The 15,279-nt window shown below is 58.2% G+C and carries 14 protein-coding genes and 3 pseudogenes; 4 read left to right on the top strand and 13 right to left on the bottom strand.

Translation table 11 applies throughout. From position 1 onward, the window contains the following. Positions 1–155: pseudogene (locus QVP03_RS09830) on the top strand (cupin domain-containing protein); the annotation flags it as partial. 192 nt (positions 156–347) lie between these two features. Here the strand turns inward: QVP03_RS09830 and QVP03_RS09825 are convergent. From QVP03_RS09825 to trkA, 7 genes and pseudogenes are all read right to left on the bottom strand, one after another. Continuing rightward, on the bottom strand, positions 348–1,109 hold the full coding sequence (locus QVP03_RS09825; RefSeq protein ID WP_022333290.1) for a zinc ribbon domain-containing protein: 762 nt from the start codon (positions 1,107–1,109) through the stop codon (positions 348–350). A 24-nt stretch (positions 1,110–1,133) separates the two neighbouring features. Continuing rightward, the gene (locus QVP03_RS09820; protein ID WP_022333289.1) at positions 1,134–1,919 is read right to left on the bottom strand and encodes a Nif3-like dinuclear metal center hexameric protein; all 786 of its coding nucleotides are present in this window, start codon (positions 1,917–1,919) and stop codon (positions 1,134–1,136) included. 126 nt (positions 1,920–2,045) lie between these two features. Next, entirely contained in the window at positions 2,046–2,612 is a 567-nt protein-coding gene (locus QVP03_RS09815) for a MerR family transcriptional regulator (RefSeq protein WP_022333288.1), read from the bottom strand. 2 nt (positions 2,613–2,614) lie between these two features. Further along, the gene (locus QVP03_RS09810) at positions 2,615–4,084 is read right to left on the bottom strand and encodes a methyltransferase RsmF C-terminal domain-like protein (RefSeq protein ID WP_022333287.1); all 1,470 of its coding nucleotides are present in this window, start codon (positions 4,082–4,084) and stop codon (positions 2,615–2,617) included. A 6-nt stretch (positions 4,085–4,090) separates the two neighbouring features. Then, positions 4,091–4,705: a deoxynucleoside kinase gene (locus tag QVP03_RS09805; RefSeq protein WP_018694989.1), complete on the bottom strand. Its 615-nt coding sequence runs from the start codon at positions 4,703–4,705 to the stop codon at positions 4,091–4,093. Between the two features lie 109 nt (positions 4,706–4,814). Further along, positions 4,815–6,312: pseudogene (locus QVP03_RS09800) on the bottom strand (GH3 auxin-responsive promoter family protein). Positions 6,313–6,381: 69 nt separating this feature from the next. Then, positions 6,382–7,722, bottom strand: coding sequence for a Trk system potassium transporter TrkA (gene trkA / locus QVP03_RS09795; protein ID WP_022333285.1), 1,341 nt, complete (start codon positions 7,720–7,722; stop codon positions 6,382–6,384). Between the two features lie 137 nt (positions 7,723–7,859). Between trkA and QVP03_RS09790 the strand changes: the two genes are divergently transcribed. Continuing rightward, the gene (locus tag QVP03_RS09790) at positions 7,860–8,120 is read left to right on the top strand and encodes a hypothetical protein (RefSeq protein WP_022333284.1); all 261 of its coding nucleotides are present in this window, start codon (positions 7,860–7,862) and stop codon (positions 8,118–8,120) included. 17 nt (positions 8,121–8,137) lie between these two features. Here the strand turns inward: QVP03_RS09790 and QVP03_RS09785 are convergent, their stop codons facing one another. Further along, positions 8,138–9,340 carry a leucine-rich repeat domain-containing protein gene (locus QVP03_RS09785; protein ID WP_022333283.1) on the bottom strand — a complete coding sequence of 401 codons (1,203 nt, stop codon included), beginning with the start codon at positions 9,338–9,340 and terminating at the stop codon, positions 8,138–8,140. 145 nt (positions 9,341–9,485) lie between these two features. Continuing rightward, positions 9,486–10,337, bottom strand: a complete 852-nt coding sequence (locus QVP03_RS09780) for a 3'(2'),5'-bisphosphate nucleotidase CysQ family protein (protein WP_022333282.1) — start codon at positions 10,335–10,337, stop codon at positions 9,486–9,488. A 317-nt stretch (positions 10,338–10,654) separates the two neighbouring features. Between QVP03_RS09780 and rplU the strand changes: the two genes are divergently transcribed. Continuing rightward, positions 10,655–10,966, top strand: a complete 312-nt coding sequence (gene rplU, locus QVP03_RS09775; RefSeq protein WP_009598864.1) for a 50S ribosomal protein L21 — start codon at positions 10,655–10,657, stop codon at positions 10,964–10,966. A gap of 19 nt (positions 10,967–10,985) precedes the next feature. Further along, on the top strand, positions 10,986–11,246 hold the full coding sequence (gene rpmA, locus QVP03_RS09770; RefSeq protein WP_009598768.1) for a 50S ribosomal protein L27: 261 nt from the start codon (positions 10,986–10,988) through the stop codon (positions 11,244–11,246). A 752-nt stretch (positions 11,247–11,998) separates the two neighbouring features. On the opposite strand, the gene QVP03_RS09765 is transcribed toward rpmA, so the two are convergent. The 4 genes and pseudogenes from QVP03_RS09765 to QVP03_RS09750 form a co-directional block, all read right to left on the bottom strand. Then, entirely contained in the window at positions 11,999–12,427 is a 429-nt protein-coding gene (locus QVP03_RS09765; RefSeq protein WP_022333281.1) for an META domain-containing protein, read from the bottom strand. An 80-nt stretch (positions 12,428–12,507) separates the two neighbouring features. Continuing rightward, the gene (locus QVP03_RS09760) at positions 12,508–13,281 is read right to left on the bottom strand and encodes a S1/P1 nuclease (protein WP_022333280.1); all 774 of its coding nucleotides are present in this window, start codon (positions 13,279–13,281) and stop codon (positions 12,508–12,510) included. Positions 13,282–13,412: 131 nt separating this feature from the next. Continuing rightward, positions 13,413–14,570 (bottom strand): BACON domain-containing protein, encoded by a 1,158-nt coding sequence (locus QVP03_RS09755; RefSeq protein ID WP_022333279.1) that lies wholly within the window; start codon positions 14,568–14,570, stop codon positions 13,413–13,415. Between the two features lie 188 nt (positions 14,571–14,758). Then, positions 14,759–15,279, bottom strand: a pseudogene (locus tag QVP03_RS09750) (pyruvate:ferredoxin (flavodoxin) oxidoreductase); the annotation flags it as partial.

Below are 15,279 nucleotides of genomic sequence, written 5' to 3'. Positions count from 1 at the left end.
GGAGCGTCGTGCGGGTTTCGCCTGCCGGCAGGCGTTCGCTGCGCAACACGGGCGACAGCCCGATGACGATGATCTGCATCCAGTACAAAGCCGCCTCCTTCGACGCGGGCGACGCCGCCGACGGCGAAATCCTCCCCGACCAGGTCGTCTGGTAGGCAGCCCGGGCTCCCGGCTCCCGGCACGACAAGACAACAATCCCGAAAATCCGCCGCGCCACGCATACGGCAAAGGCGGATAATCCAGGAGCACAGGGGCAAGAACGCCCAAATAGAACCCGGGACTTGCCCCCCAATGCAAAGCAGGCCGGAGTGTACACTCCGGCCTGCTTTCTTAATTTTTCCACAGGGCTATTCCAGCCCCTCTTCGGGATCGGCCACAAGGATACGTCCGCAATATTCGCAGACGATAAGTTTCTTGCCCTGGCGAATCTCCACCTGGCGCTGCGGGGGAATCCGGTTGAAGCAACCGCCGCAGGCATCGCGCTTCACGGTCACGACCGCCAGCCCGTTGCGCACATTGCTGCGGATGCGGCCATAGGCCGACAACAGGCGCTCGTCGATCTTGGCCTTGACCCGGTCGGCCTGTACTTCGTACTCTGCGACCTGGGGTGCGGTTTCGGCTTCGATCCCTTCCAGTTCGTTCTTCTTGGCAGCCAGGTCGGCGGCACGGCCTTCCGCTACGGCTTCGGCCTCCTCCAGCTGGAGTTTCTTGGCTTTCACACCGGCGGCGTACTCCTTGAGGCGCTTCTCGGCCAGTTCGATCTCCAGTTCCTGGTACTCGATCTCCTTGGTAATGGCATCGAACTCGCGGTTGTTGCGCACGTTGTTCTGCTGCTCCTTGTAATTGCCGATGAGAATCTTGGCCTGGTCGACCTCGCGCTTGCGCTGCTTGGTGAGCGTGTTCAGCTCCTCGATTTCGGCATTGATGTTGTCGATCCGGGTTTTCAGGCCGGTCATCTCGTCTTCGAGATCCTGAACCTCGAGAGGCAGTTCACCTTTCACCTTGTTGATTTCGTCGATCCTGCTGTCGATCTTCTGCAATTCATAGAGTGCGATGATCTTCTCCTGCATCGAATAGTCAACGTCGGCAGTTTTCTTCTGTGTTGCCATATAATGTACGTGTATAGTTTAGACTTAAACCAAATAGTTCACCGGATTGCGAGAGCTTTCACTCTTGCGAACCGCAAAGGTAATCAAATTTTTCGACAAAATATCAAATAAAATCTGAATTGCGCAATATTCGCTTTCAAAATGGCCTATATCCGCTACGGTGAGGGCTTTATCCGGCGTCATGAAGTCGTTGTACTTCATATCCGCCGTGACGTAAATGTCGGCCCCGGCTCGGCGTGCGTCGCCGATCATCGAAGCCCCCGCACCGGTACACACCGCCACGCGCCGCACCTCGGGCGAGGCGATGTCGCTGTGGCGCACGACCCGAACGCCCAGCACGCGCTGCATGCGGCGCATGAACTCCACCGTAGCCATCGGCTCGGGCAGCTCGCCCACCACGCCGAACCCGACCTTTTCGTCCTCCGGCGTGGGCTGCAACACGCGCAAGTCCCCCACGCCCAGCATCTCGGCCAGCCGCCAGCTCATCCCCTCGGGGGCGCTGTCCAGGTTGGTGTGGCACGCATAGAGCGCAATGCCACTGCGGATAGCCCGCTCGACGCAGCGCTGCACCTGGTCTGCCGAATTGAAACGCTTGAGCGCATGGAAAACGATCGGATGGTGCGTGATGACCATGTCGCACCCTTCGCGTTCGGCCTCGGTCATCACTTCGTCGGTGACGTCCACGGCCAGCAGCGCCTTGTGCACCTCGTCGTCCGGGCGCCCCACGATCAAGCCTGCGTTGTCGTACGATTCCTGCCATGCGAGCGGTGCGAAACGCTCGATGACATCGGTCACTTCCCTGATTAGCATAGTATCCTGATTTGTCTGGTTATCATTTTTTCTGCCCCGGCGGGGCCATCCGCCCTGCGGCCGCGGCACTGCGCTTTCCGCCTTGCAGCGCAGCCTTCCCCAAGGGGTGCGGCGCCCGTTGCGCCCCTAAAAGAGCGACTGTTCGTAAAAGGCGAAGAGCTCCTTGTGTTCCGGCTCCTCCTTTTTGCGGCGGGGCTTGCGCAGACGTTTCGACGCGGGCTGCCCGGGTTCGGCGGCCCCCTGCGCCGCGGCATCCTCCGGGACGATCTTCACCACGGGTTTCGCCTTGCGGCGGGGCACTGTCGCTCCGGCCTCCGCCGCCGGAACTTCGGCATCCGCGCCGGCAAGGATCTCGCCCTCGCCGGCCTTCAGGTCTTCACGCACCTCGGCCAGCAGCGCACGGATGCGTTGCAGGCGCTCCATCAGCTCGGCATCGCGCTGCACGCCGCCCTCGGCCGCAGGCTTCTGTTTCAGGGCTTTCTTGGCGCCCTCGAGGGTCATGCCCCGCTCCTTGACCAGGTGGTAGATCAGTTTGAGGTTCTCCACATCCTGCGGCGAGAAGAGACGGTTGCCTTTCTTGTTGCGCTTGGGGCGGATAACGCTGAACTGCGACTCCCAGTGGCGGATCAGCGACGCATTGACGTCGAACATCTCGGCCACTTCGCCCATCGAATAAAAAAGTTTCTCGGCCATATCTATCGTTTAATAATTCGCAATGTATTGGGGTACATGTTATTCACCCGGTTACCGATCCGCTTCGCAAACCCGAGCGCCCGCCCGCGGGCACACACCAGGTTCACCCCTTCGGCAAACGCCCCGGCGGCGACCTCCTGCCTGCGCAGGTAGCACAGCGCCTGCGCCTCGTCCAGCTCCGCCGCGGACACCGCCTCGCGGTTCAACCCGCAGAAGAACGCCAGCGCCGGATCGGGCCGAAGGCTTCCCTTGAAGAACTGCCCCATCGCCACGCCCGCATAGATCACGGGCAGCGCTTCGCCGAGCGCCTTCACGGCCTCGGCCTGCGCGACGTAATATCCGTAGCAGGTATCACCCACCGCCGCGAAGCACATCCGTTCCGGCGTGCGCACCCAACGGCGCAGCTCCGCCGCCGAGGCCTTGTCCACCTGCGCAAATACCGTGCGCCGCGCCTTCGGGGTGCGGCAACGGCCGCCGGCATCATAAGCCTTGCAGGCCACGGCGGCGAAAAAACCCTCGCCGCGTGCCCGGTGGGGATAGAACCGGTAGGTGCGGAAAGCCCCCACCCGGCCGCAGACGATCCCCCACGCCCCGTCGACAGCCATGTCTTCCGCCTCTGCGACCTCGTCGCCCGCCCATGCGAGCATACGCTCCAAAGCCCCTTCGTCCTCGTCGCGGTTGAAGGTGCAGGTGCTGTATATCAGCCTGCCACCGGGTTTGAGCGCACGCCATGCTTCACGTAATATCCCGTCCTGTCTTGCGGCACAGAGCCTTACATTCCCCTCGCTCCACTCTGTGCGGGCCTGCGCATCCTTACGGAACATCCCCTCGCCCGAGCAGGGAGCATCTACGGCCACCACGTCGAACCACGCCTCGAAGTCACCCAGTAGCCGGGGTTCGCAGGTCGTCACGGCGACATTGCCCGTACCCCACTTGCGGACGTTGTCCGCCAGTACCTGCGCACGGCGGCGGTCGATCTCGTTGGCGACGACCAGCCCGTCGGGCCCCGCGAGCGAGGCATAGAGCGTCGTCTTGCCGCCCGGGGCGGCGCAAAGGTCGAGGATTCGCTTCCCCGCAACCCCCTCTCCGCCCATCAGGCGCCCCACGAACTGCGACGACGCCTCCTGCACGTAATATGCCCCGGCATGGAAATCGCTGTCGAAGGTGAACTGCGGCCGCACCGCCAGGTAATACCCGTCGGCGCACCAGGGTACACGGCCGTCGGCGTTTTGCAAAACCGGAAGCGGGGCGGGCACATCCGTCCCGGAGTTCCCCTGCGGCGATCCGTATCCTCCCGGTACCGCCCCGGTGCCGTCCTGCACCGCTCCGGGTTCGGCCGCACCGGCACATTTGGCAGGGTTCAGCCGCACGGACACGGGCGGCTCGGTATCGAGTGCGGCGCACAGCGCCGCCCCTTCTTCCGGCCCCAGCTCCGAAAGGACGCGTGCGGCGAATTTCTCAGGTAGCGTCATGCGTCGCTATCTGTTTTCGAGCGCATCGAGGCGCGCACATATCTTCTCCAGCACCGTAGGGTCGGAGACGAAATCCTCATGGTCTTTGTCGACGACCAGCACATCGCCTTCGTAGATGTTGTCGATCCAGTTGTTATACTTGTCGTTCAGACGCTTGAGGTACAATTCGTCGATGTTCATCTCGTATTCGCGGCCGCGCTTGCGGATCTGCGAAATGAGCGTCGGCACGCTCGCCTTGAGGTAGATCAGCAGGTCGGGTTTGGGGATGAGCGTGGTCATCAGCCGGAACAGTTTCATGTAGGTTTCGATGTCGCGCGAGGCCATCAGCCCCATTTCGTGGAGGTTGTCCGCGAAGATATGCGCATCCTCGTAGATCGTGCGATCCTGAAAGATCGCCCCCGAATCGCGGTTGTCGGCCAGCATATCCATCGTCTGCTGAATGCGGCTCCCGAGGAAGTAGATCTGCAAATTGAACGACCAGCGGTTCATGTCCTCGTAGAAATCGCCGATGTAGGGGTTGTTGCACTCCTCGAGGTAGGCTTTGGCGTTGTAACGCTCGGTCAGAATCCGGGTCAGCGTGGTCTTCCCGCTTCCGATATTGCCTGCAATGGCTATATACATATTATACGATATTTGTTTTACATCCTAAATACTGCCCGGCCGCTCCGGACAGCCGCCGGAGTGCTCCGCAACGGTGCATCACGGCATTACGCCGCAGCAAAACGCGCCGTCACTTCGTTTCCCCGCCGAACGCCAGTATCTCGTCGGCCACACGACGGTCGTTGACCAGCCGCGGCACCTTGTTCTTGCCCCGGGCACGCATCCACGCGAGGAAACGGCCGTGGCCGACGACCGTCAGCCGCGCCGGCCGCCGCGCCCGTCGGCCGCCGCCGCTCCAGCGTCGTGCGGCGTTTGGCGTCGTAGTCCGAATTCACGGCCCGCAGTTCGCGGTCGAGCGCCTCGGCGAAATGCCCGCGGCTGTCGGGCTCGCGCTCGAACTCCAGGATCCATTCGTGGGCGCCCCGCTCGCGCAGCGACATGTAGCACGGCGCCACGGTATATTCCCCGACCACGGCCCCCGTTTCGTTGCAGGCGGCCAGCAGTGCGCGGTCGGCGTTGTCGACGATCAATTCCTCACCGAAGACATTGATATACTGTCTCGTACGCCCCGCGAAACGAATGCGGTAGGGATTCGTCGAAGTGAATTCCACCGTATCGCCGATCTCGTAGCGCCACAGGCCGTTGTTCGACGTGATGAGCATGGCGTAGACCTTGCCGCATTCCACGCCTTCGAGCGGCACGACGGTATCCCCGCTGCGGAACTCGAAGAAATTGCCGTAGTCGAGCATCAGCAGCATGTCGCTCCGCGACGGGTCGTCGGCCAGCGCGAAGAACCCTTCCGAGGCGTTGTAGGTCTCCATGTACTGCATCCTGTCCGAAGGGATCAGCGCCTCGAACGAACGGCGGTAGGGGGCGAACTCCACGCCCCCGTGGGCGAACATGCAGAGGTTGGGCCACACTTCGAGCAGGTTCTCCCGCCCCGTATAGTCCAACACGCGGCGCATCATCGCCAGGTTCCACGACGGCACCCCGGCGAAGGCCGTGATATTTTCGCCCGTGCACTCGCGGCAGATGGCCTCGACCTTGCGGTCGAAATCGGGGATGATCGCCGTGGCGGTGCGCGGCGCCCGGAACCAGCCGCTCCAGAACGTCGTTTCGTGGATCAGCACCGCCGACAGGTCACCCACAAGGTTGCGCCCCTCGCGGCTGCACGACCCGCCGAGGGTCAGCGTCTTGCCGTCGAAGACCTTCGTTTTCGGGTTGTTGGCCGCGAATACCGTCGCCACATCCCGCATGCCGAGCGTGTGATTCCACCAGAGCGACTCCTCCGTGACGGGAATGTACTTGCTCCGGTCGGAAGTCGTGCCCGACGAGCGGGCAAAGAGTTTCACCCGCCCCGGCGCGGTGACGTTACGCTCCCCGGCCAGCATCTTTTCGATATAGGGTTTGAAGGTTTCGTAATCGAACGTCTCGACCATCGACTGGAACTGCTCCACGCTGCGGACATGCCCCAGGTCGTACCTCCACCCGAATTCCGTCCCGCGCCCGCGGCGCAGCAACTGCCTGAAGATACGCTCCTGCGTCTCGGCAGGACGGCGCCGGAAACGGTCGATAGCCCGCTCGCGCTGCGAAAACCAGGCCTTGAATAATATGCTTCTAAACGACACTTGTCTGTTCGGTTTCATTTTCCGCCGGTGTGCGGGCCCCAGCGCACGCCGGGCCCGACAGCGCCGTCGTCAGTTAAAAAAGTATCCCACTTTGCCCACCGACGCAGGCATGGCGAAGACCACCACGCGGTCGTAGGGGTTGATTTCCATGTTGTCCACGGCGATGAAGACCTTGTCGCCGCGCACGATGCCGCCGATGATCGTATCCTCGGGCAGCCCCAGGTCTTTGATGCGGCTCTTCACGGCCGGCGCATTGGGCTTGACGATGAATTCCAGCACCTCGGCGTCGCTGCCCGTAAGGCACTTGATGGCCTGCACGTCGGTCGACATCGTGAAGCGGAAGATGTTCGACGCCGTCACCAGTTTCTTGTTGATGATCGTGTCGATGCCGATCGACTCGGCCAGGTTGATGTAATTGAGGTTCTCGACCTCGGCGATCACCTTCTTGACGCCCATGCGCTTGGCGAGCATCGCCGCGAGGATGTTGGTCTCGCTGCGCCCCGTCACGGCCACGAAGGCGTCCATGTTCGAAAGCCCCTCTTCCATCATGGCCTCGGTGTTACGGCCGTCCTCGTTGATGATGAGAGTCTTTTCGAGCATCTCCGCCAGCCGGTAGGCCTTCTCGGCGTTGTAGTCGATGAGCTTGATGTTCACCTCGTCCTGCAACTCCGTGGCGATGCGGATGCCGATGCGCGACCCGCCCAGAATCATCATGTTCTTGATCTCGATGTTCGACTGTCCCGAAAACTCCATGACCTGTTTCACGGCATCCTGGCGGGCGATCACATAGATCGCATCGCCCTCCATGAACAATTCGCCGCGGCGCGGGATGATCGTCTGCCCGCCGCGCGTGATGGCCACCGTGCGGTAGCTCAGCGGGGCCTCGTCGTCATCGAACCCCTCCAGCGGCTTGCCCACGAGGGGCGAGGTCGGCTCCAGGTGAAAAACCACCAGCGAGAGCTTACCGCTCGAAAAATCGACGAACTCCGTGGTCGAGGTATGCCCCAGGAGGTTGATGACCTCGCTGGCCGCAACCTTCTCGGGGTAGAACAGGTAGTCGATGCCCATGTCGATGAACATCTCCTTGTTGTTGGGTTCCAGGTATTCGTTGTTGTCGATGCGGGCAATGGCTTTTTTGGCCCCGAGCTTCTTGGCCAGCATCGCCGCCACGACATTGTCGTTCTCCACGTGGTTCACGGCGATGAACAGGTCGCACTTGCGCACCTGCGCCTTGCGGAGCACGGCGAAGGTCGTCGAATCGCCCTCGACCGAAATCACGTCGGCAAGGCTCCCCACGTCGGAAAGCAACTTCTGGTCGGCGTCGATGATGGTAATGTCGTGGCCGTTGCCACTGAGCATTTTCGCCAGATGGCTCCCCATCTCGCCCGCACCCGCTATCACGATTTTCATAGTATTGCGTCTGTTGTCGTTTCGTTTCAGCGCCGCCCGCCGACAGGATAAGGCAGCATTTTTGCAATTTATCTTACAAATGTATACATTTGTGGCCGAAAGCCAAAATTTCAGCACATAAAAATACCTATATCGTCATGCCAACGTGGTTAATCGTTTTCCTCTTCGCCCTCGGCGCCGTAGCCCTCTTCGTAGTGGGCATGTCGCTGACACTGATGATCAAGGGGCACCATATCGACTCGGAAATATCGACCAACAAGAACATGCAGCGGCTGGGCATCCGGTGCGCCGTGCAGGAATCGCGCGAGGACTCCGGACAAACCGACTGCGCCGACGCGGGCTGTTCAGGCAACTGCTCGGCATGCGACATCGAACAGACAACGAAAAAAGAGGAGTGACGCTCCTCTTTTTCATATCAATCGCTCTCCTTGAACCTTATCAGGATGTGCTTATCAAGGTTGATCCATGACATCCGGTCGTATTGGGCACTATTCCTGAAAAATACGGTTTTCAAGACGGGCGAATTGTCACAGACCAGGCTTTCCAAATATTGCAACCCGCTCACATCGAGCTCCTCCACATCGCAGCCCGACATCCTCACGTATTTCAAAGCAGGATATCTCGACAAATCGACAGCTGCCACCGGCAGGTTCCTCAAATCCAGATTATACAAGAGCCCGTTCCGGGCAAAAGAATCCAGCGAGCGCAGTTTGCACGCCCCCTTATCCGCACACACCAACTCACACCAGTACAAATTGATAAGATAACTAAAATCAGAGAGGGATTCGAACCCACTGCAATCGGTATCGAACAACTCCCGGACATAAACCGCCTCATGGCGGGAAATCCGCCCGTCCCCGTTCTTATCAAAATTCTTTGCGGCCAGTGCCGCCTCTACCGCCGCATCGGCAAAGACAAGGTTTTCATCTCCGGCCACCTCCAAAACGACATCGTCGTCACCAAATATGCCCGGTGCCTGCCGCCAATCCAGCGAGATCCGCATCCCCGCATTGCCCTCACACCAAATCATAGTAATATCCCCGCACGGCCTCACATCAAGCGCGGAAATCCCGTTATTCGCACAATCTATGGATTTCAAGCCGGGAGTTTCGGAAAAGTCCAGGTTGCAAAGCCGGTTATTCCGGCAAAGCAAAAAGGTCAACACAGGTAAATTTTGCAAATCGAGTTTTTCCAGGTTATTGGCCGCACAATCGACACGGCTTAGGTTCCGGAGACCATCCACGACGAGTTCTTCGAGTTTGTTCCCCGCACAACACAAAGTCCTGAGTTCCGCATTCCGGCTGACATCGAGCCGCACCAGATTACCCCCGGCAGATTGGTTACAATATAAAGACTGTAATCCGGTAAAGTATTCGATCCCGTCCAGCGACCGGATATCCTTATCGTCAAAATCCAGCGACACCACATTTTTGATTTCACCGACCGTAAGTACACCATCCCCGTTACGGTCGTACGTCCGCAGGCAAAATGCCCCGAATGCGTCATCGCCGAATACGGCCACCGTATCATCGGTCATGGCGGGCGGCTTTACTTTTTCCTTCGAACAGGATACGCCGAGCAACAATCCCAGCATACAGAACAGGGAGATTTTTTTCATGGGAGGCAAGCTTTGACACATCTAAATTAACAGTTTTTGCCCGAAAGTGCAACTATTCCAAGTAAAAACAGCACAACGGGGCAAGCACACGAAAAAAGGCGGAAACAAATCCGCCCTGACTTACCGGTTCCGCATTGCTGCGGCGTCAAATCTTGCAGTACTTCGACCGACAGACGAACCACGGGTTGCGCAGGTCTTTTTCGTTGTAGCGCAGCACCCCGTCGTCGGGCAGCGTGCGCGTCCGGCCGCCGGCCTCGGCGAGGATCAGCTCCCCGGCCGCCGTGTCCCACTCGTAGGTATGCGTCGTGTGGACATAATAGTCGACCCGCCCCTCGGCCAGCAGGCAGAACTTATACGAACTGCCCTGTTCGACGATCTCCAGGTCGGGGTGCGCCTCGCGCAGGCGGGCGATATGCTCGGCGGTCTCGGGCGTCTGGTGCGAGCGCGACACGGCCACACGCAGGCGGGGATGCGGACGCACGGCCTGGCTTTCGAGCGGCAGCCGCGTCCACCCGGTGACGATCTCATCGTAGGTATATTCCGCCCCGGAATCGGGCGCCACATGCTCCTTGACATACGAGCCTGCATCCCGCCCCGCGATATACAGCTTCTCGAAATAGGGCACGTAAATCACCGCCCCCATGCAGACATTGTTCTCCATCAGGGCGATGTTGACCGTAAATTCGTTGTTCCCCTTGATAAATTCGACCGTCCCATCGAGCGGGTCGACCAGCCAGTAGAGTTCCCAGTTGCGGCGCTCGTCGTAAAGCATTTCGCGCCCCTCCTCGCTCAGGATCGGGATGCGCGTCGGGCCCAGGTATTCGCGGATGGTTTTGTGCGCCAGCCGGTCGGCGAGCGTAATCGGCGTTTTGTCGTCTTTGAGGCTTATATCGTAATCGTCGAGGTTTTTATAGACATTCATTATCGAGGCTCCGGCCCTGACTGCCGCATTGATGAGCGGCGGCAGCAGATACATCCTCACCTTGTCGTTTATCATCGTAGCTCTTCTTTTGAGTTCGGTAACTTCGGTTGCCATGGTAAAGGTAACAAGAATTTATGACATTGTGAAATTTTTAACAGCTATTTCACGCCGAACCTCCCCGGGCAGCTTCGGCGCAAGACAAAACCTCCGGTGCGGGGCGCCCGCCGTTGCAGGGACGGCACGGCGTCATGCGGCACTGTCCGCGGCGACCCCGCCCAAAACCATGCCAGAGCCGACCGTGCCGAAAAAAAATTCGCGCGGGATGTTGCTTATAAAATAAATATGCGTATATTTGCACTCCGAATTATGTTCAAATACATATATCGCATTAAATGTACGTTATAGTAGAGATTGCAGGTCAGCAATTTAAAGCTGAGAAAGGTCGGAAACTTTATGTTCACCGTCTTCAGGGCGAAGAAAATTCGTCCGTAAGTTTCGACAAAGTCCTGCTCACAGACAACGACGGTCAGGTCAAAGTAGGTGCACCTGTAGTGAAAGGCGCCTCGGTGAAGTGCAAGATCCTGAAGCATCTGAAGGACGACAAAGTCCTGGTCTTCAAGAAAAAGCGCAGAACGGGATATCAGAAGTGCAACGGCCACCGTCAGTATCTGACACAGGTCCTTGTCGAGGAAATTGTTGCATAACCTTTAAAACTGAAGAGAAATGGCACACAAGAAAGGTGTAGGTAGTTCGAAGAACGGCCGCGAGTCGGAAAGCAAGCGACTCGGCGTCAAGTTATTCGGTGGCCAGTTCGCTAAGGCGGGCAACATTATCGTTCGTCAGCGCGGCACGGTTCACAACCCCGGTGAAAACGTGGGTATCGGTAAAGACCACACGCTCTTCGCCCTTGTAGACGGCACCGTCGAATTCTGCAAGAAAGGCGCAGGCAAATCCTATGTGAGCGTAACTCCCCTGAGCGAGTAAGCGTTCCGATAAGAGACACAAGACAAGCGGCTTCCCCTTTCGGGAGGCCGCTTGTTTCTTTGAGCCCCGAAGCCATGCGGCGAATCCCCATGCGCGAAACACACGGGGAGACACGATACGGCCATATACGCCTCCCTCATGCCGTTTTTCAGCTATCGGTTCCGCTGCCCGGCTCCAATACAAATAAGTAGTTGCAGATTGCGGAAATTTGACTACCTTTGCTATGCAGTACACCGTAATTGCATGCGTTCTTAACATATTGAGTATAAACGATTGTATTTGTCTGCTCTGAATCTGGTAAATTTTTTGAAGACACCTTATACAACCGCACCCGAAAGGGTACGCGTTGTTTTTCGGTGTCGCAGGTTTACCAGAACCCAGAGCAGTCGGAATTCGGCGCTGCCCTTTCTTTTTTGCACAAATGAACCCCATTTGTCCGCGCTCCTGCCGATGCAATCGAATCCTATGCGGCGGCAGGATACTTTTCCGGTAACCGGATTCTTCATACAAAAAGAGAGTTGCGTCACTTTTTTTCCTGCCGCCGTTCTTTTTTTGCCCGCTCCGGCCGCCCCCGCATCCGGCCGTAAAACAATCCTTCCTCCCGCCACATAGCTCCCGCATCCGGCCGTTCGGCTATTTCCCGGCATCCATACCGGAAGCGGTTCTCCACCAAACCGTCGTTTCATTCCGCCTTATACAAAAAAAACGGCAGCCCCGTCGGGGACTGCCGCAAATATTCCGCGTCGGCGGAATTACTGCTTCGCAGGCTCTTTTTCGACGGCCTTGAACACGGCCAGCGCTTTGTGGTCGTCGAAGAGGGTCAGCTCCGCACCCTTGATCTCGAAACGGTCTACCTCGTCGAGCATCTTGACGAAGGCATCCTCGTACTGCATGTCGGGGCAGGCCATCCGGGTCATGCCCAGGTTCTTGAGTTCGAGTTCCTTGCCTTTGAGCTCATACTTGCCGAAGAAGCGGTTGCAGTTCGTACGCCCTGCGACCATCGTATCGGCGGCATTGAACTCCAGGGTGAAGAAATCGGCCTCCTTACCGACGGCCGCGGCCGGGATTGCCTCCATCTTGGCGAGTTTCCATGTCGTGCCTTCGAGCTTCTTGTCCTGGCCGGCGCTTCCGCAGGCGGCCATCATCATAAGCAGCGCAGCGGCTGCAAAATACTTTTTCATAACGTACCTGTAAGAATTGATAACATGACGGCCCCTGCAAGAATCGCACAAAACCGCCTCACGTCTGCAAAATTACAAAATTAACCGAATAGTTGGTTAAGTACGGCAGCCAAACGGTAGCCCGCCTTGAGGATTTGCTCCTCGGCGAACGGATGTACCGTATTGAGCAGGTCGCGGGCCTCGTCCTTGTTAAACGTCTGGCCGGGCTTCGTCCACTCGTAAATCACGCGGCAATCCCGGGCGCTCTCTTCGAGCCAGTCGCGGGGCGTCCCGGCGGTGACTGCACGGATCTCCTTCTTCGTAAGGCGATCCAACTGGTGGCGGTACTCCACGTATCCCCAGCGGTGGTTCAGGTCGAGCACCCCGCTGTCCCAAAAACTATGGAATTCGCTGGGCCTCCCGTTCAGGTCGAACTTGAAATTCTTATACCAAGGGTATTTCACGTGCACGGGGCAATGCATGTCGCCCACCAGGTGCACGAGGTATTTGATCGACACCAGCACCGTCGAATCGTCCAGGCTGCGGTAATCCTTCAGTCTGGAGATCGCCTCCTCGATGCATTGCAAGGCATCGCCTTTTGCGTTGGGCACATACTTCCCGTCGGCGTCGACCCTATCGCCGTGCCAGCCCGAGGTCACCTTGTAAGCCGGCGTATGGCGGTACACATCCATCCACGAGGCATAATAGACGATCGAACGGCCGTCGAGGTATTTCTCGATGTTCTTCTTCGCCTTGGGCGTCAGGTTGCACTCGGCGATATAGGCGATGGCGTCATGCCCCGATTTGCCCCAGCCGAATGCCGTACCGCAATAGCAAAGGAGCATTGCAGCCAACAAAAGAAAATTTTTCTTCATAATTGATTCATTTTAGGTTACCGAAAGCAAAAATAGGAAATATTATTCGGACAGACAAGATTACAAAAGAAAAAAAAGCAGGTTGCGGAGTTTCCGCAACCTGCCTGGAAAGGGTTTGTTATCGTGTCCGCCTATTTCGTAAGGCCGATGCCGATCTCGATGGATTGGCTCTGGTTGAAGAGCGCATCGAGCAACGAGTTGACCAGCGCCTTTGCCGGGATCTTCATCGGGTCGGATTCGGGGTCGAGCGACACCTCAATATCCCCGTCGGGGAGGAAAGCATCGACCAGCGAAGTAATCAGCGGCATGTAAGGCATCATCATCTCCTTGTCGACCTTCAGCGTCGTAACGCCATCCTTGACCCCGTACTTGAGCGGGATGGCATAGTAATCGTCGGTCGCTTCGATCCCAAGGCCCGGGTACTGTGCCAGCAGGGCGTCGATGATCTGGGGCAGGTTCATTTCGAGCTCCGCCTGGCCGATATAGGTCAGGTACTCCTTGTCGATGGCGAAATAGACCTTGCCGTCCTTGGTGTAATAGGTAATCGCATCGACAGGCAGCACCTCCAGCGTCTCGGCATTGGGGAATTCGACCTCGGAGCCAAACGTAGGGCCGGCATTCATGTCAAACCCGAGCATGTCGCGGTAGCCCGCGCCGATCGTCCCGTCGTCCTTGAAATCGAAATAGGTGAGGCCGCCGCCATACATCATCCCCACGAGCTGGTTGGCCAGACCGGTGACGGTGGTAACGGGCCAGGTATATCCGGGAACACCGAGAAGGAAACCCATGTCGATCTGCGGCACCTTTTCCGGATCCATATCAGCGTATACGGGGTTGATGAAGAAATTAGCGATCGGATTTTCGGGATCGGGAACATAGGGCGTATACCGGCCCACCAGATCCGACGAGAACACGGCCTTCTGGCTGATGGAAACGGTCACCGACTCGGCACCCTTGGCGCTCAGGACGACATCCGCCGTACGTGCATCGCCCGTATTCCGCGCCACGGTGACCACCACGTCGCCGTCGTTCACTTTCGCGGTGATCCATCCGGTTTCGGAACCCTTGTAGTTCACGTCGACCTGGATCGCGCCGACCGTACCGTCGGTTCCCACCTCGAATCCCTTCGAATAGGCTCCGCTCGTAAATTTCAGGGCGCCGGTTTCCACGCTGAGGGTACCGGTAACCGGGCCGTCGCCCTTGTTGTCGCTGTCGCTACATGCCGTAAACGCTACCGTGGCAGCGCACATGACGAGCACACAGGTAATTTTGTGCACAAAATTTTTCATAAGTGAGATACTTGTTTGTAATTCAAATGTGTGCAAATTTATCCTCTCAGGTCTATATGGACAAATAAATTCACTCGGGGGGGGGATTTCAAAAACGAACGCGCGTTTTTTCATCACGAAGCATTTTCCGGGTATACAAAAAGGGCCGCGGCACAATGCCGCGGCCCTCCGCATCGCGTATAATATAATTAGTATTCCATCTTCGCAAGGCGCTGGTAACCGTTGTAACGCCATTTGGCGTTCTGCTCGGCGGCGGCAAACAGCTCGTCGGCCTCGGCCGGGAACGACTTTTTGAGCGAAGTGTAACGCACCTCCTTCATCAGGAAGTCGCGGAACTTCGACCAGTCGGGCTCCTTCGAGTCCAGCACGAACGGGTTCTTGCCCTGCTCCTCGAGCTGCGGGTTGTAGTGCCACAGGTGCCAGTAACCGCAGGCTACGGCCTCCTTGCCCACGGTCTGCGTGCGCGTCATGCCGCCCTTGATGCCGTGGTTGATACACGGCGCATAGGCGATCACGAGCGACGGGCCGGGATAGGCCTCGGCCTCCTTCAGCACGTTGAACAACTGCATCTGCGAAGCGCCGATCGAAACCTGTGCCACGTATACATAACCGTAGGTCATGGCGATGGCGCCGAGGTCCTTCTTGCGGATGCGCTTACCGGCCGAAGCGAACTTGGCAACGGCACCCACGGGCGTCGATTTCGACGACT

The sequence above is a fragment of the Alistipes sp. CAG:29 genome (assembly GCF_000435435.1).
GTDB lineage: Bacteria > Bacteroidota > Bacteroidia > Bacteroidales > Rikenellaceae > Alistipes > Alistipes onderdonkii.
Note: the sequence above shows the minus strand (reverse complement) of the source record. Positions and strands in the feature narration are given on the sequence as shown.

Coding starts and splice junctions, on each gene's coding strand:
- trkA (WP_022333285.1), bottom strand. CDS start 7,722: ATGAAAATCGTGATAGCGGGTGCGGGCGAGATGGGGAGCCATCTGGCG.
- QVP03_RS09810 (WP_022333287.1), bottom strand. CDS start 4,084: ATGACGCTACCTGAGAAATTCGCCGCACGCGTCCTTTCGGAGCTGGGG.
- QVP03_RS09760 (WP_022333280.1), bottom strand. CDS start 13,281: ATGAAGAAAAATTTTCTTTTGTTGGCTGCAATGCTCCTTTGCTATTGC.
- rpmA (WP_009598768.1), top strand. CDS start 10,986: ATGGCACACAAGAAAGGTGTAGGTAGTTCGAAGAACGGCCGCGAGTCG.
- QVP03_RS09780 (WP_022333282.1), bottom strand. CDS start 10,337: ATGATAAACGACAAGGTGAGGATGTATCTGCTGCCGCCGCTCATCAAT.
- QVP03_RS09765 (WP_022333281.1), bottom strand. CDS start 12,427: ATGAAAAAGTATTTTGCAGCCGCTGCGCTGCTTATGATGATGGCCGCC.
- QVP03_RS09825 (WP_022333290.1), bottom strand. CDS start 1,109: ATGGCAACACAGAAGAAAACTGCCGACGTTGACTATTCGATGCAGGAG.
- QVP03_RS09815 (WP_022333288.1), bottom strand. CDS start 2,612: ATGGCCGAGAAACTTTTTTATTCGATGGGCGAAGTGGCCGAGATGTTC.
- QVP03_RS09785 (WP_022333283.1), bottom strand. CDS start 9,340: ATGAAAAAAATCTCCCTGTTCTGTATGCTGGGATTGTTGCTCGGCGTA.
- QVP03_RS09820 (WP_022333289.1), bottom strand. CDS start 1,919: ATGCTAATCAGGGAAGTGACCGATGTCATCGAGCGTTTCGCACCGCTC.
- QVP03_RS09805 (WP_018694989.1), bottom strand. CDS start 4,705: ATGTATATAGCCATTGCAGGCAATATCGGAAGCGGGAAGACCACGCTG.
- QVP03_RS09790 (WP_022333284.1), top strand. CDS start 7,860: ATGCCAACGTGGTTAATCGTTTTCCTCTTCGCCCTCGGCGCCGTAGCC.
- rplU (WP_009598864.1), top strand. CDS start 10,655: ATGTACGTTATAGTAGAGATTGCAGGTCAGCAATTTAAAGCTGAGAAA.
- QVP03_RS09755 (WP_022333279.1), bottom strand. CDS start 14,570: ATGAAAAATTTTGTGCACAAAATTACCTGTGTGCTCGTCATGTGCGCT.